Source organism: Micromonospora sp. BQ32, from assembly GCF_059358895.1.
In genome coordinates, this window is the sequence record NZ_JCADBI010000017.1 from 60,670 (window position 1) to 81,765 (window position 21,096).

Below are 21,096 nucleotides of genomic sequence, written 5' to 3' on the forward strand. Positions count from 1 at the left end.
CCTCGACGGGTCAGCAGCCGATCCGGCTGGACCCCAGCGCGACGTCGTCGTACCAGAGGGTGTCGGCTCCGCCACCGTAGCTCTCCCAGCCCAGCTTCAGGTCGGTGAGCTGCGGCCGCCAGGTGCGGTTGTACCACTGGCCGTCGATGTCGTGCGTCGGTGCGCCGTCGGCGGTCAGCCCGGGGATGGCGGTGCCGTCCACCCAGGTACGCAGCTGACCGGCCGCGCCGTCCACCGCGAACTCCACGCAGGTCCACCGGTTGGTGGGGAGCGGCACGCTCTGCGCCACCCCGGCCGGGCTCTGCTCGGGCAGGGTCGCGTCGTCGGAGGCGCGGTTCCACTGCAACGCGCCATTCTGGCCACCCAGCCGCAGGTCCTTGTTGCCGTCGGCGGCGTCGGCCATCGCCATCATCGTGGTGTGTTCGGTGGGCTGGGCGGTGGTGTGCCGGACCCAGATCCGGCCGTACCGGACGGTGCCGACGCTGCCGAGGTTCTTCGTGGACCTGATGAAGACGTGGTTGCAGTAGCCGGCGGCGCCGTTGATCCGGACCGACCGGCTGCCGCTGTGCGCGGTGGCCGTGTCGATGGTGGCGGTACCAGTGCCGGAACAGTCCGGGCTCACCACGGCCCAGTCGCCGGACGGCGTCGAACCGGTCTGGCTCTCGAAGCCGTCGCAGAGCACCGCGCCGGCACACCCGGTCGGCGGCTCGGTGGTGGGCGGCGGGGTGGTCGGCGGGGTGGTCGGCGGAGGCGTCGTCGGTGGCGGGGTGGCGCCGTTGCACGGTACGCCGTTCAGGCTGAACCCGGCCGGCGCGCCACCGCTGGAGCCGTAGGTGCCCTGCAACCCGAACTCGGTGGAACCGCCGGCCGGGATGCTGCCGTTGTACGACGCGTTGCGGGCGGTCACCGTCGATCCGGACTGGCTGACCGTGGCGTTCCAGCCGCTGGTGACCCGCTCGTCCCCGGCGTACGTCCAGGTGACAGTCCAACTGGAGACGGCGGCATCCCCCGGGGAGACCTTGACCGTGGCGGTGAATCCGCCGGGCCACTGGTTGGGCGTGTAGTCGACCCGGCAGCCCTGGGCGGCCGAGGCCGGGCCGGTGAGCAGCGCCGCTCCGGTGGTGGTCGCGGCGGCGGCCAGCGCGGCGACGACCACCAGGGTCGCGGCGGGACGGGCACGGAAAATCGTCATGAAGGGTCCTTCTGCCATCGAGCTGAGCGGAGGCGACACGGCGGCGCGTCCTTGACGGACGCGGCGCGACAACGTGCCCTGGATGCGGCGCGGCGGTGCGCCACAGCGACCGGTCGTGCGTACGACCGACGTGCCCGGCTCGGGGTGGACCTGTCAGTCGCCGACGGCCCGGTCACCCGGACCCCGGCGGCGCCCACCCTCAATCTATTGACGATCGCCTATTGAATCAAGCGTCGGCGTTCCGGGTTTCGCTCGGGCGCGCCCCTACGCCTGCGTGCTCTCCCGCATGCGAGGTCCGGTGTCCCGGACGCGAGGGAGTAATTCCCCCCGCGGAGGGGATCACTCCCGCTCCCAGCTGGCCGACCGTAAAGGCATCGCAGGGCCGCGGTGCCGCGGCCAGATGGGGAGGACAACGATGCGCAGAGCACTCGGGTGGGGCATGGCCGCAGCGGCGATGGCAGTCGCGGCGGCGACGCCGGCCGGGGCGGCGGACCACCGACCGGCGCGGGTGACCGGATCGGCGGAGTTCGACCTACCGTTCGGGCAGGACGGCGACGTGCAAGCGTTCACCTTCGACGCCCGGTCGGCGCCGTACAGCCGCCCGCTCCCGATTCCGAGAGGGGAGAACGGCACCCCGGCGGACGCGGCGGGGACGGTACGAGTCTCGCACTGGCTGGCCGCAGCCGACGTCACCGTACGGTGGGAAGCGTCGGTGGACTGCATGATCACCAGCCCGGGTCACGCGACCCTGACCGGCATCGTCACCCGCGCCGACCAGATGGCCGATGATCTCGTCGGTAAGCGGGTCGGATTCAGCGTGCAGGACGGCGGGCGCGGCGGCGACCGGGTCGGCTTCACCTGGTCAGCCAGCATGGATCAGGACGAGGAAGGCCAATGGGGCCCAGCCCGAATCGGTACGTGCCTCGCGCCGGCGGCGTTCGCCACGGTGACTCGCGGCAACGTCACCGTGCGGCACGCCGAGCTGACGGCACCGCCGGAGGACGAGCGACCCCTGACCACGCCGTGAGAGGGAAAGAATGTTCCGGGCCCGTGTCGATCCGTGGGCCGCCCGTTCGACGTGGGAATGCTAGGGCCGGGAGACGGCCCCGTCGGATGAGGAGAACGCGATGTCGAAGTACCTGCTGATCATGCGGGGCACCGATGAGACGAACGCGGCCATGATGGCCGACCTCGACGAGATGATGGCCACCACCCGCCGGTTCATCGAGGACATGATGAAGGCCGACGTTCTCGTCGCGGCCGAAGGGCTGGACGATCCGCGCCAGGGCGTCGTGGTCGACTTCGGTGGCGAGACACCGGTGGTCACCGACGGTCCGTACGGCGAGACCAGGGAGTTGTTCGGGGGCTACTTCCTGCTCGATGTCGCCACCAGACAGGAGGCGGTCGAGTGGGCCAAGCGGGTCCCGGCGGTCCGCGGGTCCAAGATCGAGGTCCGGCGGGTGGCCGAGGCCGACGAGGTCCCGCAGGGTGGCGAGAACAACGGCCAGATCTGATGGGTACGGCCGACGTCGAGGCCGTCTGGCGGGTCGAGTCGGCGCGGATCGTCGCCGCGCTGACCCGGTTCACCGGTGATTTCGGGCTGGCCGAGGACGCCGCCCAGGAGGCGGTGACCGAGGCGCTGGTGTCCTGGCCGCGTGCCTCACCGGCCAATCCGGCCGGGTGGCTGATGGCCACGGCCCGGCGGCGGGCGATCGACGCGATCCGCCGCCGGGCCGCCCTCCAGGACCGATACGCCCTGTTGGCGGCCGATCCCGCGCTCCACCAGGAGATCGACCCGGACCGAATCGAGGACGATGTGCTGGCGCTGATGTTCGTCAGCTGCCACCCGGTGCTCCCCCGCGAGGCGCGGGTGGCGCTGACCCTGCGGGTGGTCGGCGGGCTGTCCAGCGAGGAGATCGCCCGCGCGTTCCTGGTGCCCGTGCCGACCGTGCAGGCCCGCATCACCCGGGGCAAGAAGGCGATCGCGGCGGCCGGAGTGCCGTTCGAGCTGCCGCCGGTCGGCGAGCGCCGGGAGCGGTTGGGCGGTGTGCTCAGCGTCCTCTACGTGATCTTCACGGAGGGGTCGACGGCCACGTCGGGCGACCGGCTGCTGCGCCCCGACGTCGCGTACGAGGCAATTCGGCTGGCCCGCACACTCGCCGCGCTCCAACCAGACGAGCCGGAGGTGCACGGCCTGCTCGCCCTGTGCGAGCTGACGGCCGCGCGCTTTCCGGCCCGGACCGACCCGGACGGCACGCCGATCCTCCTCGCGGACCAGGACCGCCGGCTGTGGGACTTCCCGGCGATCCGCCGTGGGGTGGCCGCGCTGGCCAGGGCATCGCAGCGCGGCCTCGGTCCCTACGGACTACAGGCCGCGATCGCGGCAACGCACGCGTCGGCACCCTCGGTCGAGGAGACCGACTGGGCCCGGATCGTCCAGCTCTACGAGGCGCTCGGCCGGGTCGCGCCCTCACCGGTGGTCGAACTCAACCGAGCTGTCGCCGTCGCCATGGCCTCGGGCCCGACGCCAGCCCTGGCCATCGTGGACGAGCTGATCGCCTCGAACCGGCTCCCCGGCTCACACCTCGTCCCGACCGTACGCGGTGAGCTGCTGACCCGCCTCGGCCGGCTTCCGGAGGCCCGCGCCGAACTGGAGCTGGCCGCCCGGCTCTGCGCCAATCAGCGCGAACGCTACGTGCTGCTCGGCAAGGCGGCCGCGCTGGACTGACTGCTCCGGCGCGGCCGGCAGCGTCCGCTGACTCCGGCGGATGACAGGCGGTGTGGTCGTCGATCGTGGCGGCGAACCGCTCTCGAAGCGGTGCCGAAGATCCCGAGGGATTGACCCTCACCGACGCCCGATGTTAACTGCACATCAACGATGTAGATCGATGTTCATCCGGTTGCCGTCAACCCGGCACGGTGGCACCGCTCCGCGTCGTCTCGACATCGCCCTCGTTTCGGCGGACGTGGGCACACCGGGGCACTTCCCGGGGTGCGAGACCTGCATCCGCGACGATCCAGAGGAGATCGTGTCGATGAAGATGACGCCGCCGCTACGACTCGCGCTCGCTGTCCTGCTAGCCGGTGGTGTCGTCGCCGTCGGGCCGGCTGGACCAGCGACCGCGGCACCGACGGACGCCGCGTTCGGGACAAGCAGCGGCACAATGAACGTCAACCGGGCTGCCTACCTGTCGAAGCACGACATCGTCTACAACCGCCCGAACACCAACCCTCTGCACGGGCTCACCGTCGGCGACGGCCGCACCGGCGCCGTGTTGTGGAACAACAACGGTCTGACCGCCCAGGTCTTCGGTGTCGACCTGGCGCAGCAGTCGACCTACGCCGCCGGGCTGGTCAACCTGTACAGCAACCCGCAGCTCGACACGGGCTACACCACCGCCCCTGGGAGAAGTTCGACCTGATCGCCCTCTGACGCCGAAGCCGGCGGGCCCGCGCGGGCCCGCCGGCCGGCCCTGCCGTGCCCCGTCCGTCCACCCCTCCCACAAGGAGCTCCTTATGCGCAGACGCACGATCCGCACGCTCGCCGCCGCCGTCGTCACCGGACTCACCCTCGCCGCCGGTGCGACGACGCTGGCCTCGACCCCGGCCGAGGCCGCACCGCTGGGCAAGGTCCTGGTCTTCTCCAAGACCGCCGGCTTCCGGCACTCCTCCATCCCGAACGGCATCGCCGCCATCCAGCAACTCGGCGCGGCGAACGGCTTCACCGTCACCGCCACCGAGGACGCGGCCACCTTCACCACGGCCAACCTCGCCCAGTACCAGGCGGTGGTCTTCCTCAGTACCACCGGCGACGTGCTCAACGCCGGCCAGCAGGGCGAGTTCGAGGCGTACGTGGCCGCCGGCGGCGGCTTCGTCGGAGTGCACGCCGCCGCCGACACCGAGTACGACTGGCAGTGGTACGGCGGGCTGGTCGGCGCGTACTTCGCCTCGCACCCGGCCACCCAGCAGGCGACCGTGCGGGTCGAGGACCGGGCCAACGCCTCGACCGCGCACCTGCCGCCGACCTGGACCCGCACCGACGAGTGGTACAACTACCGGGCCAACCCCCGCTCGGCGGTCAAGGTGCTGGCCAGCCTCGACGAGTCGTCGTACACCGGTGGGTCGATGGGTGGTGACCACCCGATCACCTGGTGCCACAGCTACGGCGGCGGACGCTCCTGGTACACCGGCCTGGGCCACACCGAGCAGAGCTACAGCGACCCGAACTTCACCCGGATGCTGCTCGGCGGCATCCAGGTGGCGGCCGGGGCGGTGGCGGCCGACTGCCGGCCGGAGGCCGGCTACACCCCGCTGTTCGACGGCACCCAGGCCAGCCTCGGGCAGTGGCGGCAGGCGGGGCCGGGCGGCTTCACGCTGGCCGACGGCACCCTCACGTCGAGCGGTGGCATGGGGTTGCTCTGGTACCCGGTGCGCACCTTCGCCAACTACTCGCTGAAGGTCGACTGGATGATGCCGGGCGACGACAACGGCGGGGTCTTCATCGGGTTCCCCGATCCGCAGGGCGACCCGTGGGGCCCGGTCGCCGCCGGTCACGAGATCCAGATCGACGCCACCGACGGCGACCCGACGCGCACCACCGGCAGCGTCTACAGCTTCCAGGCACCCAACCAGGCCGCCCGCGCGGCGGCGCTCAAACCGCCCGGCTCCTGGAACACCTACGAGATCGGCGTGCACGGCCAGCGGGTCGAGATCTGGCTCAACGGCGTCAAGATCAACGATTACGTCAGCAGCCGGGCCATCGCCAACGGCTACATCGGGTTGCAGAACGACGGCGCCGGGATGGACATCAACTACCGCAACGTGCGGATCAAGACCGATGGCCCGAGTGAGCCGCCCGCCACCGACCTGGCTCAGGGCCGGCCGGTGACGGCGTCCAGCGTCGAGCCGGGCAGCGCGCACGCGGCGGCCAACGCCGTGGACGGCAACACGGGCACCCGCTGGGGCAGCGCCTACGCCGACCCGCAGTGGATCACCGTCGACCTGGGGGCCACGTATGCGATCAACCGGGTGCGGCTGGCCTGGGAGACGGCCCACGCGCGGGCGTACCAGGTCCAGGTGTCGCCGGACAACGTCGCCTGGTCGACGGTGCACACCACCACCACCGGAGACGGCGGGGTCGACGACCTCACGGTCACCGGCACCGGCCGTTATCTGCGGGTGTACGGCACCCAGCGGGCCACCCAGTGGGGCTACTCGCTGTGGGACCTGAACGTCTACGGCGCCGCCGCCGGTGGCACCCTGCTCTCCCGGGGCCGACCGGTCACCGCGTCCAGTGTGGAGCCGGGTAGCGCGCACGCGGCGGGCAACGCCGTGGACGGCAGCCCGGCCACCCGCTGGGGCAGCGCGTACGCCGACCCGCAGTGGATCTCGTTGGACCTCGGCGCGTCCCGCACCCTCGACCGGGTCCGGCTGACCTGGGAGGCGGCGTACGCACGGGCGTACCAGATCCAGGTCTCCCCGGACAACGTCACCTGGTCACCGGTGCACACCACGACCACCGGCGACGGCGGCGTGGACGACATCGCCATCTCGGCCACCGGCCGCTACCTGCGCGTCCAGGGCACCCAGCGGGCCCTGCCCGCGTACGGCTACTCGCTGTGGGAGCTGGAGGTGCACGGCCGCTGAACCCGAGCCGAACACGCCCTAGCGCAGTTCCGCGATCCGGGCCCGGGTGTCGGCTGGGGCTTCGGGGTGCCCGCACTCGACGTCGGCCCGGACGTCAGCCACGGTCTTGCCGGCCAGCTCTCGTCGCCAGGCCAGGTCGGCGCCCCGCATGGCCTGGGCGAACGCGCAGGACTGTCGATAGTCGACGCCGGCGTGCTCGCCCGGGCCCCTGTTGAGGATCTGGTCGCACTGGAACAACTCCTCCGGGCCCTCGATCGCGGCCACGATGTCCAGGAGAGAGATCGCCGCCGGGGCTCGGGCCAGTCGGAAGCCCCCGCGCGGCCCTGAGGTCGAGGTCAGGATCCCGGCCCGGGCCAGGGCCTGGAGCTGCTTGTTCAGGTACGCCGGCGGCAGCTCGTAGAAGGCTGCGAGGGTGCTGGTCGGCACCGGGGCGTCCAGCCAACTCAGGTTGAGGCACGTGTGGAGGGCCCATTCGACACCCTGACTCATCCGCATGATCCTGGACTCTACATGTCCAGAATCTGTGACACGGACCATGATCGCTGGCGTCGGCCTATTCTGGACACCTAGTGTCTAGGAATCGACGGACGACGAAGGAGCCGACAATGACTTTGGTACGCGCAGCCCAGGCCGAGGTTCTCGACAGCGACCCGGCCAGCGTGATCACGCTGCTCCTCGACCCCGAGCACACCGGCGGCGCCCTGACCAGCAACCGCACCCTATTCAAGCACGGCACCGACGGTGCGCCGCCGCACCTGCACACCCACTCCGGTGAGCTGTTCTTCGTGCTCGACGGCGCCCTTGAGATGCTCGTCGACGACGAGTTGCACATCCTGCACAAGGGAGACGTGCTCTTCGTCCCGCCGAACACCCCGCACGCCTTCGCCCCCGCCGACGGTCAGGACGCCGACTTCCTCGTCGTGATCACCCCTGGCAAGCCCCGGTTCGACTACTACCGGCTGCTCGACCGGGTGCACCAGGGCGAAGCCACCTGGCAGGACGTCGGCGAGACCCAGGACCGTTTCGACAACCACTACGTGGACAGCCCGCTGTGGGCCGGGCGACGAGGCTGACCGGCGCGACCTGTTCGTGCAGAAGTTGCCCCGTCGGCGCGGGTGGACCGCACCGACGGGGCAACGATTGTCGGAGCGGCGCTACCTCGTGGCGATCCTGATCGTCGCGGTGCGGTAGTTGTTGCGCCTGTCGTTCTTCGTCGGGTCGTAGTCCTTCTCGATGTTGCCAGCGCTGTCGACCGAGAACCAGTTGAACGTCGTCGTCTCGGTCACGTGGAACACCTGCCCCGGCTCACGGAACTCGGTCGCCGCGTAGCGGGGCGACTCGAGCGTGGGCCGGCTGCCGTCGGTCGTGTAGTAGATGGTGGCCGGCTCACTGGTCTCGAAGCGCACATCGACAGGCCCGGAGTAGCGCCCCGCACCCGGGACAAGCTGGGACGTCGGGTTCTTCCTGTCCCTGCCCCAGTCGGCCGCGACCCGGAACATTTCCATGATCCCGTTGGCGTACTCCATCGTCTCGGCATGGCCACTGACGAGCTCGGGGTTCCCGTCCCACTCCGGTTGGAACGAACCGCCCTGCCAGTCGCCGGTGGCCGGGTTGTAGACGGACCCGCCGACCTCCCAGCCGAACGCGTAGATCCCGTAGGTGTGGTACAGGTCCTCGCGCACGTTGCCGGCCGAGGAGTAGAGGACGTCGGACGAGCCGCCGACGTTCTCCGGCGTGACGACGGTCTCCCGGTGCGCCTTGACCTGCGACAGGATCCGGGCGGCGGACTGCCAGTAGAACGCCTCGTCACCCAGCGGCGGACGCGGCGTGGTGATCCGGCCGTCCGCGATGTAGGCGCCAGGCTGCCAGAAGAGCTGTCCGCCGTTGGAGTGCACCGACATCATGAACTTGATGTTCTTGTACTTCTCGACCAACCAGATGATGTTCTTCGACTCGGGCTCGGACAGCTCCTCCGGCCCCTGGTAGGTGCCGCTGACGCAGTTGGTCGACCCGCCCGCGTAACCGTCGTGGCCCGACCCGACCCGGTAGTTCCGGTTCAGGTCGACCCCCCAGGAGTTCCGCTGCGCCGGATCGGCGCTCGCGTCCGGGCAGTGGTTCGTCATGTTCTTCCGCTGCGAGGCGAAGTTGTAGAAGCTGTAGTTCGCCCCGTCGGGGTTGTTCGACAGGATGAAGAAGACGTCGGTGTTTTCGACGATCTTCTTCGTCTCCCGATCGGACCGGTAGTTGTGCACCAGACGTTCGGCGGACTCCAGGCTCGTCGTCGCCGGCACCCACTCCCGGGCGTGGTCCTGCGCCTGAATGAGCACACCGGGCTTCTTCCCGTCACGGTGCTTGCCGATCCGCAGGACCGGGATCGTCACCGGGCCGCGCGGCACCTCCCCCGCCGGCGCGCCGACCCGCTTCTGGTCGAGGAAGTCGGTCAGCGCGACCGGTCCCGCCGTCGGCGCGACGATTCCGGTGCCCTCGTTGGTGCGGTACGGGTGCGCCCGGTCGATGAGGCCCGCGGAGCGGGTCCGCAGCGCCTCGGCCACCTCGGCGGCCGTGCTCGCCGGCGCACCGGAGCCGTCCGTGGCGAGCAGGACACGGACCGCCTTGCCGGTGACCTCCACCGCGAGCGGGAGACCCGGGTCGGGCCGGTCCACGAAGTCCACCGTGATGTCGTTGCCGCCCTCGTGGCCCCACGCCGCCGAGGTGACGACGACCGCCGCCTGCCCCGTACCGCCGATCTGTGCCTGCGCCCTGCGCTGGTACCCGTTCGTCTGGTTCGGCAGGTAGACGATCTCGGCGATGTCCGGGTACTGACGGGCGATTTCCTTGGCACGGCTGTAGAGCTGCTGCGGGTGCCGGTAGCCGTCCACGAAGTCCGACTTGTAGGACGGGTTCGCCGTCAGCGGCGGCGGGGCGTCCTCCAACCAGTTGGAGACGACACCGGTCGCGACGCCACCGGTGGAACTCGTCAGCTTGATCTTGTTGGGGCGTACGTCGAGCTTGAACAGGTTCCGGTGGAACATGTACTGCCCGGAATCGACGAACCGGCTCATCGTCCGGGCGAAGCCGAACGGCGTACCCTTCCCCGAATCGTTCTCCAGCTGCATCCCGACGATCGGGTCCGCCTGCTGCCCCTCGGTGGTCCGTGCCTCGACGTAGAGGAAGCCCTGACCCTTGGTGGTGAACCAGTCGGCGCGGACGACGCGAACCGTCGCGTCGTGGTTCGCCGGCTGGGCCGCCCGCGCGCTGGCCGCACCGACGCCAAGGCCGCCGTCGGCCTCGTCGCTCCAGGCGAAGCCGGCGTCGTCGCCGAGCACCTCGACGCCCATCGCCGTGAGTTCGGTGACCTGCTCGGCGGTCACCACCGCCTCGCCCTCGATGCCGTTCGGCACGCGCCGGAGGCCGTGTTCGAGGTCGAAGCCGGCCGCGGCCACCTTGTCCAGCATGTCGGCACCGGTCAGCCTGAGGTGTACGAGGCGTACCGATTCACGATCCTCGGGTTGGGATCGGCTGGCGGCGGCGGACGGCCCCGTGGGGTCCGCGCCCGCAGGGCCGGTCGTCACCAGGATGCTGCCCACCAGGGTGGACAGCGCGAGCAGCGCGATGCGCCGTTGTGATCGCCGCATTCCCCCTCCTTCTGCTACGACGGGTGATTGCCGGCGGACCGGTCCAGTCCGGTGAGCGTATGTGCGTTCGCAGCTCCAGTGGTTGACGTCGATCGAATTTGAGCATTCCTTGAGGCGACCGTCGCCGTTCCCACGCCGCCGTGTCCGTACCCCGGGTCGGCCTGTCCCCCGGCGGAGGGAGCGCTTCCCCTTCTGTCGGGGAGGAGAGCTGATCCGCAGCCAGCGATCGTTGGTCCATGGCAGTTGTTGAGATACCGAGCCGCACCAGACCGTGGGCGATTGCGTGCGTCGTGTTCGTCGTCGCCGCGGTGGCTCAGCGGCTGTACTGGATCGCGGGTGGCCGGTGGGGGTACACCGCCTGCGATCGCACCGATCTGGTCGATCCGGCGGGCGGGTGCGGTGCGGACCAGGTCGTGGCGTTGCCGGTCTGGTCGGGGTGGGGTGCGGTGGGGGTCGGCGTCGCCCTCGCGCTGGTGCTCGGGTGCACGGTCCGGTTTCCCGGCACCTGGGCGACCGCCGGTAGCTGGGCCACGGCCGCGCTGCTCCTGGTGGCCGCGTTCCCGCTGCACCTGGTCTTCGAGATCCCGGCAGCGCTGGCGGGGCGGCCCTCGGACTGGCGTGACCTCGGAGCCCGGCTCGCGCTGGTGGCCGGTGGCGTCCTGTTCGCCGGGCTTGCGAACGCATCCAGGCCCCGGCGCGGACCGGCCGCCGGCGGCTACCGGCCGGTGCCGCGGTGGACGCGCCGCTGGGCGTACGTCGCCGTTGCGCTGCCCGTGGTCGGCTGGGCCGTGCCCCACGCGCTGTGGGTGGCCGGCGTGCCGATCGGCATCTCCGAGCGGGAACTGGACGACATCCAGCGGAACCTTTCCACGGCGACGGGGTTGGCGATCACGCTCGTCCCGCCGCTCGCCGGCCTGCTCGTTCTCGGGCTGGTACAGCGCTGGGGGCAGCAGTTTCCGCGCTGGGTGCCGGGACTACACGGCCGACAGGTCCCCCGACGGCTGGCGGTGATCCCGGCCGGCGTCGTGGCGCTCACCCTGGTGACCTACGGCGTGCTGAGCATCGCGGTGCTCGTCGGCCAGCTGGTCACTGGGGACACGCGCTGGTCCGACGTGTGGGACGGATGGGCCGTCACCGCCACGCTGCTGGTGTTCCTCGGCTGGGGAGTGTCGTTGGCCGTCACCACCACCGGCTACGCCCTCGCCACCACTGCCGACGTCTCCCTGACCGGCCTCCCAGGATCGGAGCATCCGTGAGCCCCACTGACTCTGCCCGCGTCCCGACCGCCGCCCCGCCGCCCTGGGCCGTCTGGGCCGCCTACGCCGTACCGCTCTGCGTCCTGCCGTCCGTACTCTGGCGACTGTCGTTGGTGTTCACCGACGATGCCGTCACACCGTGGTACATGATCTTCTTGTCCGCCCTGTCGATGGGACTGGCCCTGTTGACACTCGGGCTGGTGCACGGGTGGGGACAGCGAGTTCCGCACTGGGTGCCCCGCATCGGGGGCCGTCCCATCCCGGCCCGTCCGGTCGTGCGCGTCGCGCTGATCGGTGGCTGGTCGCTCGTCGCCATCTGCGTGTACTTCCTCCTGAACCAGAGGTTCCACCTCGTGCAGAGCGGATGGGTAGGCATCGGCGACGACGAACCGGTGCACCCGCCTCCCGGCTGGGAGGTGTTCCGTTACTACACCCCGCTGCTCGCGTGGGGCCCGCTCGTCATCGCCGTGGCCGCCGACTACCGCCGGCGCGCAGCCATCGTTCGAAGACTGGAGAAGCCATGAAAATCCGCAGGATGCTTGTCGCCGTGCTCGCCGGGGCCGTGACGGCCGTCGGTGCCCCGGTGTCGGCGCAGGCCGACGACCAGGACCCACCGGAGGTACCCGCCACGCCGGGTGCGTGGATCGCCGGCGTCGGCGGCTTCGTCTACGACGAGCCCGGGACACTCGGTCATCAGATCCGGTTCGGCGTCCTGGGCTGGGTCGACCGTCACGGGACAGGCCACGGCGTGTTCCGCTTCCGGCACGCGCTGCCCGACGGACACGTGGTGAGCGAGGGGCAGGCCGAGGTGACGTGCGTCAGCGTGGTGGGCGACACCGCACTGGTAACCGCTGTCGTCCCGGCGGGCGGCAGCCCGATGGTCAACCACGTCTTCGTTGTCAAGATCATTGAGGGCGGTCCGGGACGAGCCGACCAGATCGAGACGCTGCAGGCCGGCGGCGATCCGACGAGACCCGCCAAGCGGTACTGCATCGACACCGCCCCGTACAACGTTCCCCGCTACCCGGTCCGATCCGGCGGCTACGCGTTTGGGTCGTGACGTTTCCGCGCCTGTGGGAGCAGGACGTCCGGTCCTATCCTTGCGTGGTGTCGTACGCCGATCTCACTTATGCGCAGTGGAACGACCTCTCCGATGGTGCTGCCCACCGGCTCGCCGAGGAGATCGCCGACCGGCACGGTCTGACCGTGCCGGTCGGCCTTCAGGACACGGTGTACGCGGGGCGGTCGCACCGGGTGGCACTGTTCGAGCGGGACGGGATGCGGTTCGCTCTGGTGCCCGGCGGCCGACCGACGCTCGGTCACGACGCGACCCGTTTCCAGCCCACTTCGGACCAGCTGGCCAGCTACGCCGACAGCGTCGCGGAGTACGGCCTGCCACCGTTGGCCGAGTACGTCGACGCGATGACCTCGCCGGTGCGCAGCGTCGAATTGCCGGCGATGCTGGTCGCGGTGGAGGCGTTCGACCCCTGCGAGGTTTCGCTGGCGTCGGACGACCCCCGGGTGCTCAAACTCATCGCGTCGGAGAGGGCTCAGCTCGACGGGGTGAGCACGTTCCGGTCTGCCGGTGGGCTGACCGTCGAGTTCGACCGGGCTGGGCAGGTGACGAGTGCCCGAGCGGTTACTGACGTGTCCTATGACGAGGCGATGGCCCAGCTCGCGAGCGTCGGCCTGCGGACGACGACCCCGGATGAGTGGGAGTGGGCATGCGGCGCGGGGGTGACAACTTTGTTCCGCTGGGGTGATGACTGCCCCAACGGCGGTTACCCGTTCGACTACAAGGCCGGCACGCATCGCGAGACCAACCTGTGGGGGTTGGCGATCGGGCAAGATCCGTACAAGCACGAGGCGACCACCGAACGCACCATCGTGTGCGGCGGCGATGGCGGCAGCACCACCTGCGGAGGCAGCGGTTTCTTCCTGGGGTGGCTCGCCCTCGCGACCGCCTACCGGGACAAGGATTTCGGCCAGTGGCTCGCCTCTGACGACGGGTACGCCGAAGAGATCCTGACCCGGCCCGTCCTGGAGCTGAGCTGAGCAGCGCCAATCCGGGTCGTCGGCGCCACCGTGTGGTGTGAAACTACGATCACAGGGGCGGCCAGGCGTTGGCCAGCAACTGACGGAAGTGCGCCGGGAACCACTCTCCGAACGGCGGCGCCCCTGGCATCGCGCCGGTGTCGTACGCCGATCCGCGAGGCGGCAGGTAGTTCGGGTCGCACAACGGCTCGTACGGCTGGCCGACGTTCGGGCTGCCGCTGGTGCCGTCGGATTCGCCGGGCGGCTTGACCCAGACGTAGGCGTCGATGCCCGGTTCCGGTTCGGCGACTGGACGCTGCCCGAGGCCGGCACCCCTCTGGTTGCACCAGTTCCCGATCGCTGCCCGCCGGTCGATCCGGCTGCCGTCGACGTAACGGTTCAGATCGCCCAACGGCCCCGGGCCAGTGGGTCGGTTCGGGCCGCCCCAGCCGTTGCGTGAGGTGTCGACAACCACACCCGCGTCCGGGGAGAAGCCCGCCTCCGTCAGGAGACCCCGTAGGTGTCGCGCGTAGGGCACCTCGTCGATGAACGGGTTCCAGTCGACCCACTTGGACTGGTACACCGGTTGGCCGTTGATGACATCGTCGGCGCGGAAGTACTCCTCGTGCAGGACCGAGTAGTTGGCGGTGTTGGCGACGAACCCATGAACGTCGGCCGCCGTGCTACCGGCGGTGGTCGCGGCCTGCAACAGCAGCGCCGTCAGCGGACCGGAGTCCTCCGGCCAGCCGACTTCGGCGTGGTGACTGATGTCCAGGTACGAGTAGACATTGGGTACGGTGCCGAGCCGTTCCAGGGCGTACCCGATCCCGTGCTGGTAGGTGCCCCGCGCCAGCGCCTCCTCACAGGCCGGGGTGGCCGCGTACCGGTTGCCGGTGTTGACGACAAGGTCGGGCAGCGAGTTCGGCTCGACGAAGACGACGATCCGCAGATCGGCATAGTCGGGAGTAGAGAGGATCTCGACAATCGGATCGATGAAATCCGTCCGGTACCGGGCCAGATCCCCGATTGACAGCTCACCCTGCGGGGCCTGTCGGCCGCAGTCGCGGGCCGGCAGGTTGTACAGGGTCAACTGGATGAGGTCGTCGTGCTGTGCCACGGCAGCGTCGAGGTGCTCGCGCAGGCCCATCCTCCCGCCCTCTCCCTCGATCCTGGCGATCCGGTCCAGCCAGACCGCTGTCGGCTGTCCGGCGACCGTGTCGCCGCCGGGCTCCGCGGTGGCGCGATCGGCCCACTCGGGATTGACGTAGACCTGGGCTCCGACGTAGGGGTTGGCCGCCCGGTGCGGCGGATCGGCGGCGTTGGCCGGACCGGCGTCGGCGAGCACCCCGACGACGAGGACGGACACGGCGGCGGCGAGGACCGGCCGAATCCGGGCGGGTACGCGTTCGCGACGTGGCATGGTCATGGTGGTAGGCCCCCTCAGAACCTGAGCTGGCAGGGCCTGCGGCTACCGGCCCGGCTCGGTTGCTCCGACCGCATCGCATCGCATCACGGCCGCAAGTTCTTCCAAATATTGATACACCTCTATTCTTATCGCATTATGCCGTACCGACGTCAGACCGGGGCCCCGTACCGTGGTGCGGTGGCTACCACTGCGAGAACACCGATCACGGTCCGTACCGTACGGCTGCTCATGCCGGTGGCAGCGCTGCTTCTCCTGGGCCTCGCCCTGCTGATCCGCGTCGTCGACGACGGGGCGCTGCGGCAATACTCCGGCACCGCGCTGTACGCCTCGATGGTCTGGGTCGTGATGCTGTTCCTGTGGCCGCGGATGGCGCCGGTGCCGGCCGGGGTTCTCGCCATCGCCTTCTGCTGGATGGTCGAACTCGCGCAGCTGACCGGGGTGCCGGCCGAACTGTCGGCGCGGAGCCTCGTCGCGAGGCTGACGCTGGGCGCGCAGTTCGACCCCGTCGACCTGGCCTGGTACCCGGCCGGCGTGATTCCCCTGATGGTGCTGCACCACCTGCTACACGCCCGCCACCGCCGTAACGGTCAGAAGGTGGCGATCGGGTTGACCGGGCTGCCGGACGTGCCGGCGAAGCGGACCGGTGCGACCGCCAGCTGAAAGTCCCACTGCCCGAGCTCGGCAGCGGTGGTCGCGCATGCCTCCAGGTCGCAGTTGTCGAGCATCCACAGACCCATCGCGACGAGACTCACGGCGTGCACCGGCATCAACACGTCGTCGTACCCCGACGGCTGAACGTCCTGGGGGCTGTCAGCGCCAATCAGCGCCACCCCCCGTTCACGCAGCCACGGCAGGCAGGACGCGTGCCAGCCGGCCTGGGTGAAACCGCTGGCCGCACCGTTCTCGTGCCGGAAGCGGCCATGGCCGGTCCGCAGGAGTACCGCGTCGCCGGGTCGCACCCGCACCCCCTGGCGACGCTCGACCTCCTCGAGATCGTCGGGAAACACTCCCTCCCCCGGCTCCAACCACGGCACACCGCGGGCCGCCGCCACGTCCAGCAGGACACCACGCGTGACGATCCCGTTCGCGGCCGCCGTGACGGCCGCCCACGCCGAGCCCGTCGCGGCGTCTACCAACGAGTGCGACCGCCCGTTGTACATCGTGCCGTCCCAGAAGATGTGGCACGGCGAGTCGAGATGGGTCAGGGTGTTGCCGTGGAACGTGATGCCGAGCCGCTCGGACGAGAAGCCCCAACGCCGGTCGGCGTGGAAGGCGGGCGGCATGTTCTCGGCACCCGGCATGTCGGCGGTGCACGGGCACGCCGTCGTCGTCCGCTCCATGCCTGCCGGTGCGGCGACCTCCCACGCGCACGACACACTCCTGCCGTGGCGCACGGCGCGCGCCGCCGCCAGCCGGACGTCGTCGGTGATGTGGTTCAGCGTCCCGAGCTCGTCGTCGTCGCCCCACCGCCCCCAGTTCGACAGCGTGTCGAAGTACCCGAGCACGTCGTCCTGGGTCGGCATCGGTCGCCCTGCCGTCATCTCAGCACCGACTCCTCCGGTCACAGGGTTTCGAGGCACCGCAGGTCAGGCTAGCCCGCCGCTTGATCGACGGACGACCGCAGGCAGCCCAGCTGCGCTACCTGCTGTTCTACTCGCTGAACTCGGTCACGGAGAGCGCCTCGTCCAGCCGCCCGGCGGCCAGGTCGTCGTGGCGGATCACGAAGCTGCCGTAGTAGAACCCATCGTCCAGGGGAAAACGGGCGAGCGACACCCATTCGCTTGTCAGCCGGTGCTTCTCCTGCTCCACCTGGGAGTACCACTGCGCCACCGGGACGACGATCTCGCCGGCCTTCTCCCGCCCGGCGAGGGTCTGCTCCGCGATACTCCTGACCACCTCGTCGTCGGCGTACCCACCGATATCGGCGGTGGCGAGCCCTTCGTCGGGCGGCCAGAGGTCGTCGGCCAGCGCACGAAGCTCATCCAGGTGCGGCAGGTCACGCTCGAGGTCACGGGCCACCTGCTGCTGGAAGGGCGACAGGTCGTCCTCGTCCTCATCGTCGTCGTCGGTCGCGATCCACTGGGGCAGCTCCGCGCCGAGCGTGGCGCGGAGGTCGTACTGCTTGCCGACGAAGTTGGGGATGCTGGGTTCTTCCGCCATCTCGGTATCGGTGTCGGCCGGTACGTACACGACCCGGGCGTACCTCCGGTCCCCGGCGCCACCGGCCAGGTGGTCCTCCTCGTGATTCAGGAAGAAGAGCAGCAACCCGGCTGCCGGCAGGCCGAAGCCGTCGATTCTCGGCAGCACCGCACAGTCGACGGAGAAGATGAACGGCAACGGACTGGCCCCGGCGCTCGGCCAGTCCATGCCCACCGGTAGTCGGGGCAACCCACCGACCTGCCCGACCGGGGCACCGCCGGACCCGCCGCTCAACCGGATCGACAGACGCAGGTGTGTGGTGAACCGGCTGATCTCGTCATCCGGAATGCCCAACTCGAGCGCTGCACGACGAAACTGCCCCTGATGATCCATGGCCCAGCATGCTGCCATGGAGATACGACGGGAGGACGACCCCGGCAACCGGGTGGGACAAAGAAGCTGTCCGACATCCGTCCGGGTCGCGCAGGTGGCGGGAGGCCCCGGCCCCCACCGGCCACACCAGAGGCACCCCACCTTTGCTCTGCACCCGCCCACGCGCCAGTTACGGACCGTGCGTGGTGCGTGGGCGGGTGCAGAGCAAAGGGCGGATTCCGCGCGGCACACCGTACGGGCGGGCCGCTGACTCGGCCTGGGGGACGAGACATCGCTCTGGCGAGGGAGGCTGCGCGCACTCGGCGGTGCGATGGTCAGGCCATGACCGGTGGCAGCTGGGCTGAGCGGTGTGGGCTGGGGGGTGACGATGACGAAACATGCGGTCCGGGTGGCCCGGATGTTCGACGGCGAGCGGCTCGTGGACGGCGGGCTACTGGTCCTGCTCGACGGCGGGCGCATCGAAGACGTGCACCGGGGTAGGGCCGAGGCGCCGGACGGCTGGCCGGTGCGCGAGGAGCCGAACGGCACCGTGTTGCCCGGTTTGGTCGACGCGCACGTGCACCTGTGCGCCGACGCCGGGCCCGATGCGCTCGGCCGGCTCGCCGAGCGTCCCGAGGCAGACCTCGACGCGGTTGTCGAGGCGTCACTGCGTACACATGCGGCGGCCGGCGTCACGACGGTGCGCGACCTGGGCGACCGGCGTGGCGCGGTGCTCCGGTGGCGGGATCGGGGGGTGCGGGACGACCTACCGACGGTGGTGGGGTCCGGTGCCCCGCTCACCACCGTCGGCGGGCACTGCTGGTCGTTGGGGGGCGAGGCGAGCGGTGTCGACGGGGTCCGCGAGGCCGTTCGCCTGCGGGCGGCGGCCGGCGCGGACCTGGTGAAGGTCATGGCCAGCGGTGGGGTGTTCACCCCCGGCACCGACACCACGAGGCCGCAGTTCACCGACGAGGAGCTGGCCGCCGCGCTGACCCAGGCCCATGACCTGGGCCTGCCGGTGACCGCGCACGCGCACGCGCTCAGCGCGGTCGAGCAGGCGCTGCGCGTCGGGGTGGACGGCATCGAGCACTGCACCTGCGTGACCGCGGCCGGCGCCCTCGTCCCCGCTGAGCTCGCTGACCGCCTGGCCGGGTCGGGGGTGGCGGTCTGTGCCACGCTCGGCACCGACCCGGCCGTGGTCACGCCACCGGAGGTGGTGGCGATGGCGGCGCGGGCCGGGCTCAGCGAGGCCGCGCTGCGGGACGGCGCTGCCACCCTGCACCGGGCCGGGGTCCGCCTGGTGGCCGGTTCGGACGCGGGCCTCGGCCCGGCGAAGCCGCACGGCATCCTGCCCGAAACCCTCGTCGAGTACGTGGCCTGCGGCATCCCCGCCACCGCCGCCCTCGCCGCGGCCACCTCGGTCGGCGCCGAGGCGTGTGGCCTGGGGCGACGCAAGGGCCGCGTGCGCCGCGGATTCGACGCGGACCTGCTGATCGTGGATGGCGATCCGACGAGCGACATCACGGCGCTGCGCCGCCCGCTCGCCGTGTACCGCGCCGGTGAGCCGGTGAGGTAGGGGCCCACGGCGACAGCAGCAGCGCCACCTTTAGGTACGCGATGCCCGCTGTTCCTGCCAGGTCGGCGACCATCACGCCTTGACATGTATCGATGTTAACGCCAACATGAACTCCGCCACCTGGTGGCAACACCACCGTCACATTCCCAGCCCTTCGCGCCTCTCCCCCGGTCCTGCCCGACGCCGCTGCTCGGCGTCGACCGGATCAGCCACGGCATCGCCGCGGTGCTACAGGTGCTGGCCAATGGCCGTTCCCAGCTCGCGGAGGACAGATGCCGCTGCCATTCCCTCGAACCGACCCGAACACCTGTCGGGCCATCCACCGGGGGCCTGCCGGCCACGGTGGCTCTCGGCGTCTGCGCTCGGTGCTGGCCGCGGTGCTGGTGGTCCTCGCCGTGTCGGCCGGCCTGCCCGTGGCCGGGCCGGCGCACGCCGCGCCGGCCGTCACGTTCACCAACCCGTTGGTGAACCAGCGGGCCGATCCGCACATCTTCCGGCACACCGACGGCTACTACTACCTGACCGCGACGGTGCCGCAGTACGACCGGATCGTGCTGCGCCGGGCCACCACCCTGCAGGGGTTGGCAACGGCCGCGGAGACGACGATCTGGAGCCGCCACACCAGCGGAGAGATGGGCGCCCACATCTGGGCACCGGAGATCCATTTCATCAACAACCGGTGGTACGTCTACTTCGCCGCCGGCCGGACCGACGACGTGTGGCGGATCCGGATGTACGTGCTGGAGAACGCCAACGCCAATCCGCTGGCCGGTTCGTGGACCGAACGCGGCCGGATCACGACACCCTGGGACACCTTCAGCCTGGACGCCTCGACCTTCGTCGCCAACGGGGTGCGGTATCTGACCTGGGCACAGCAGGAGCCGGGCATCTCCAACAACTCCAACGTCTACCTCGCCCGCATGGGTGCCAACCCGTGGCAGATCACCGGTACCGTGACCCGGCTCGTGGTGCCGACGTACGACTGGGAGACCCGCGGCTACCGGGTTGCCGAGGGACCGGCGGTGATCCAACGCAACGGCCGGATCTTCCTGACCTACTCGGCCAGCGCCACCGACGCCAACTACTGCCTCGGGATGCTGAGCGCCTCCGCCACCGCGAACCTGCTCGACGCCGCCTCCTGGAGCAAGAGCCCCAGCCCGGTGTTCGCCAGCAACGCGGCCACCAGCCAGTACGGCCCCGGCCACAACTCGTTCACCGTCTCCGAGGACGGGCAGAGCGACATCCTCGTCTACCACGACCGGAACTACCGCGACATCACCGGCGATCCGCTCAACGACCCGAACCGACGCACCCGAATACAGAAGGTGTACTGGAACGCCGACGGCACTCCGAATTTCGGCATCCCGGTGCCCGACGGGGCCACACCGGTGCGGCTGCGGTCCCATGACCAGGTCAGCAGCTACATCCGGCACTACGACTACCGGGCCCGGATCGAGCCGAACGTGACCAACCTGGCCGACTCCCAGTTCCGCTTCGTCACCGGCCTCGCCGGCGGCGGTTCGGTGTCGCTGGAGTCGACCAACTTCCCCGGTTACTACCTACGCCACCGGGGCTACGCCCTCTACGTCGAGAAGAACGACGGCTCGGCGCTGTTCGGCGCCGATGCGAGCTTCCGTCGCCAGGCCGGCCTCGCCGACAGCGCCGGGATCTCCCTGGAGTCGCAGAACTTCCCGGGCCGGCATGTGCGCCACCGCGACGGACTGCTCTACGTGGAGGCGGTCAGTTCGAGCACCGACCGCGCCTCGGCCACCTTCCACCTGGAGTAGTCACCCACCGGTCGAAGCGCCCGCGGTCGTCGA

Annotated in this window: 19 protein-coding genes; 13 read left to right on the forward strand and 6 right to left on the reverse strand. The window is 70.4% G+C overall.

All coding sequences use genetic code 11. The features are described from left to right. Positions 1-10: 10 nt before the first annotated feature. A complete protein-coding gene (locus tag AC5L30_RS26770; protein WP_494870438.1) occupies positions 11-1,192 on the reverse strand; it encodes a cellulose-binding domain-containing protein in 1,182 nt (393 codons plus the stop codon). A gap of 415 nt (positions 1,193-1,607) precedes the next feature. Here AC5L30_RS26770 and AC5L30_RS26775 point away from each other — a divergent pair, with 415 nt between their 5' ends. The 5 genes from AC5L30_RS26775 to AC5L30_RS26795 all read left to right on the forward strand — a co-directional run bounded on the left by AC5L30_RS26775 (position 1,608) and on the right by AC5L30_RS26795 (position 6,838). After that, positions 1,608-2,219, forward strand: a complete 612-nt coding sequence (locus AC5L30_RS26775) for a hypothetical protein (protein ID WP_494870439.1) — start codon at positions 1,608-1,610, stop codon at positions 2,217-2,219. Positions 2,220-2,319: 100 nt separating this feature from the next. Next, positions 2,320-2,706 carry a YciI family protein gene (locus AC5L30_RS26780; protein ID WP_494870440.1) on the forward strand — a complete coding sequence of 129 codons (387 nt, stop codon included), beginning with the start codon at positions 2,320-2,322 and terminating at the stop codon, positions 2,704-2,706. Beyond that, complete coding sequence (locus tag AC5L30_RS26785; RefSeq protein WP_494870441.1) at positions 2,706-3,920, forward strand: RNA polymerase sigma factor; 1,215 nt, start codon at positions 2,706-2,708, stop codon at positions 3,918-3,920. The genes AC5L30_RS26780 and AC5L30_RS26785 overlap by 1 nt, the downstream gene beginning before the upstream one ends. Positions 3,921-4,080: 160 nt before the next feature. Continuing rightward, positions 4,081-4,614 (forward strand): hypothetical protein, encoded by a 534-nt coding sequence (locus AC5L30_RS26790; protein ID WP_494870442.1) that lies wholly within the window; start codon positions 4,081-4,083, stop codon positions 4,612-4,614. Positions 4,615-4,708: 94 nt separating this feature from the next. Continuing rightward, a complete protein-coding gene (locus AC5L30_RS26795) occupies positions 4,709-6,838 on the forward strand; it encodes a ThuA domain-containing protein (protein WP_494870443.1) in 2,130 nt (709 codons plus the stop codon). Between the two features lie 18 nt (positions 6,839-6,856). Here the strand turns inward: AC5L30_RS26795 and AC5L30_RS26800 are convergent, their stop codons facing one another. Beyond that, positions 6,857-7,333 carry an RrF2 family transcriptional regulator gene (locus tag AC5L30_RS26800; RefSeq protein WP_494870444.1) on the reverse strand — a complete coding sequence of 159 codons (477 nt, stop codon included), beginning with the start codon at positions 7,331-7,333 and terminating at the stop codon, positions 6,857-6,859. A 110-nt stretch (positions 7,334-7,443) separates the two neighbouring features. On the opposite strand from AC5L30_RS26800, the gene AC5L30_RS26805 reads away from it, so the two are divergent. Then, positions 7,444-7,911 carry a cupin domain-containing protein gene (locus tag AC5L30_RS26805; RefSeq protein ID WP_494870445.1) on the forward strand — a complete coding sequence of 156 codons (468 nt, stop codon included), beginning with the start codon at positions 7,444-7,446 and terminating at the stop codon, positions 7,909-7,911. Between the two features lie 81 nt (positions 7,912-7,992). Here the strand turns inward: AC5L30_RS26805 and AC5L30_RS26810 are convergent, their stop codons facing one another. Continuing rightward, complete coding sequence (locus AC5L30_RS26810) at positions 7,993-10,473, reverse strand: M14 family zinc carboxypeptidase (protein WP_494870447.1); 2,481 nt, start codon at positions 10,471-10,473, stop codon at positions 7,993-7,995. Positions 10,474-10,709: 236 nt separating this feature from the next. Between AC5L30_RS26810 and AC5L30_RS26815 the strand changes: the two genes are divergently transcribed. The 4 genes from AC5L30_RS26815 to AC5L30_RS26830 are packed head-to-tail and all read left to right on the forward strand — an operon-like array spanning position 10,710 to position 13,784. Further along, positions 10,710-11,729 (forward strand): hypothetical protein, encoded by a 1,020-nt coding sequence (locus AC5L30_RS26815; protein ID WP_494870449.1) that lies wholly within the window; start codon positions 10,710-10,712, stop codon positions 11,727-11,729. Further along, positions 11,726-12,253: a hypothetical protein gene (locus AC5L30_RS26820; RefSeq protein ID WP_494870451.1), complete on the forward strand. Its 528-nt coding sequence runs from the start codon at positions 11,726-11,728 to the stop codon at positions 12,251-12,253. The genes AC5L30_RS26815 and AC5L30_RS26820 overlap by 4 nt, the downstream gene beginning before the upstream one ends. Further along, a complete protein-coding gene (locus tag AC5L30_RS26825) occupies positions 12,250-12,789 on the forward strand; it encodes a hypothetical protein (protein ID WP_494870452.1) in 540 nt (179 codons plus the stop codon). Before AC5L30_RS26820 ends, AC5L30_RS26825 begins: the two co-directional genes overlap by 4 nt. 47 nt (positions 12,790-12,836) lie before the next feature. Further along, entirely contained in the window at positions 12,837-13,784 is a 948-nt protein-coding gene (locus tag AC5L30_RS26830; RefSeq protein WP_494870454.1) for a hypothetical protein, read from the forward strand. A 49-nt stretch (positions 13,785-13,833) separates the two neighbouring features. Here the strand turns inward: AC5L30_RS26830 and AC5L30_RS26835 are convergent, their stop codons facing one another. Continuing rightward, the gene (locus AC5L30_RS26835; RefSeq protein ID WP_494870455.1) at positions 13,834-15,189 is read right to left on the reverse strand and encodes a glycoside hydrolase family 6 protein; all 1,356 of its coding nucleotides are present in this window, start codon (positions 15,187-15,189) and stop codon (positions 13,834-13,836) included. Between the two features lie 177 nt (positions 15,190-15,366). Between AC5L30_RS26835 and AC5L30_RS26840 the strand changes: the two genes are divergently transcribed. Then, positions 15,367-15,849, forward strand: coding sequence for a ribosomal maturation YjgA family protein (locus AC5L30_RS26840; RefSeq protein ID WP_494870457.1), 483 nt, complete (start codon positions 15,367-15,369; stop codon positions 15,847-15,849). Here AC5L30_RS26840 and AC5L30_RS26845 read toward each other — a convergent pair. Beyond that, positions 15,777-16,730, reverse strand: coding sequence for a cyclase family protein (locus AC5L30_RS26845; RefSeq protein ID WP_494870458.1), 954 nt, complete (start codon positions 16,728-16,730; stop codon positions 15,777-15,779). The two genes, AC5L30_RS26840 and AC5L30_RS26845, sit on opposite strands and share 73 nt — an antisense overlap. A 109-nt stretch (positions 16,731-16,839) precedes the next feature. Beyond that, positions 16,840-17,721: a DUF1963 domain-containing protein gene (locus tag AC5L30_RS26850; protein ID WP_494870460.1), complete on the reverse strand. Its 882-nt coding sequence runs from the start codon at positions 17,719-17,721 to the stop codon at positions 16,840-16,842. Positions 17,722-18,088: 367 nt separating this feature from the next. On the opposite strand from AC5L30_RS26850, the gene AC5L30_RS26855 reads away from it, so the two are divergent. Together AC5L30_RS26855 and AC5L30_RS26860 are read left to right on the forward strand one after the other, a co-directional pair. Then, positions 18,089-19,276, forward strand: coding sequence for an amidohydrolase family protein (locus AC5L30_RS26855; RefSeq protein WP_494870462.1), 1,188 nt, complete (start codon positions 18,089-18,091; stop codon positions 19,274-19,276). Between the two features lie 272 nt (positions 19,277-19,548). Beyond that, positions 19,549-21,063 (forward strand): family 43 glycosylhydrolase, encoded by a 1,515-nt coding sequence (locus AC5L30_RS26860; protein WP_494870464.1) that lies wholly within the window; start codon positions 19,549-19,551, stop codon positions 21,061-21,063. Positions 21,064-21,096: the final 33 nt, after the last annotated feature.

Coding starts and splice junctions, on each gene's coding strand:
- AC5L30_RS26770 (WP_494870438.1), bottom strand. CDS start 1,192: ATGACGATTTTCCGTGCCCGTCCCGCCGCGACCCTGGTGGTCGTCGCC.
- AC5L30_RS26775 (WP_494870439.1), top strand. CDS start 1,608: ATGCGCAGAGCACTCGGGTGGGGCATGGCCGCAGCGGCGATGGCAGTC.
- AC5L30_RS26780 (WP_494870440.1), top strand. CDS start 2,320: ATGTCGAAGTACCTGCTGATCATGCGGGGCACCGATGAGACGAACGCG.
- AC5L30_RS26785 (WP_494870441.1), top strand. CDS start 2,706: ATGGGTACGGCCGACGTCGAGGCCGTCTGGCGGGTCGAGTCGGCGCGG.
- AC5L30_RS26790 (WP_494870442.1), top strand. CDS start 4,081: ATGTTCATCCGGTTGCCGTCAACCCGGCACGGTGGCACCGCTCCGCGT.
- AC5L30_RS26795 (WP_494870443.1), top strand. CDS start 4,709: ATGCGCAGACGCACGATCCGCACGCTCGCCGCCGCCGTCGTCACCGGA.
- AC5L30_RS26800 (WP_494870444.1), bottom strand. CDS start 7,333: ATGCGGATGAGTCAGGGTGTCGAATGGGCCCTCCACACGTGCCTCAAC.
- AC5L30_RS26805 (WP_494870445.1), top strand. CDS start 7,444: ATGACTTTGGTACGCGCAGCCCAGGCCGAGGTTCTCGACAGCGACCCG.
- AC5L30_RS26810 (WP_494870447.1), bottom strand. CDS start 10,473: ATGCGGCGATCACAACGGCGCATCGCGCTGCTCGCGCTGTCCACCCTG.
- AC5L30_RS26815 (WP_494870449.1), top strand. CDS start 10,710: ATGGCAGTTGTTGAGATACCGAGCCGCACCAGACCGTGGGCGATTGCG.
- AC5L30_RS26825 (WP_494870452.1), top strand. CDS start 12,250: ATGAAAATCCGCAGGATGCTTGTCGCCGTGCTCGCCGGGGCCGTGACG.
- AC5L30_RS26835 (WP_494870455.1), bottom strand. CDS start 15,189: ATGACCATGCCACGTCGCGAACGCGTACCCGCCCGGATTCGGCCGGTC.
- AC5L30_RS26845 (WP_494870458.1), bottom strand. CDS start 16,730: ATGACGGCAGGGCGACCGATGCCGACCCAGGACGACGTGCTCGGGTAC.
- AC5L30_RS26850 (WP_494870460.1), bottom strand. CDS start 17,721: ATGGATCATCAGGGGCAGTTTCGTCGTGCAGCGCTCGAGTTGGGCATT.
- AC5L30_RS26855 (WP_494870462.1), top strand. CDS start 18,089: ATGACGAAACATGCGGTCCGGGTGGCCCGGATGTTCGACGGCGAGCGG.
- AC5L30_RS26860 (WP_494870464.1), top strand. CDS start 19,549: ATGCCGCTGCCATTCCCTCGAACCGACCCGAACACCTGTCGGGCCATC.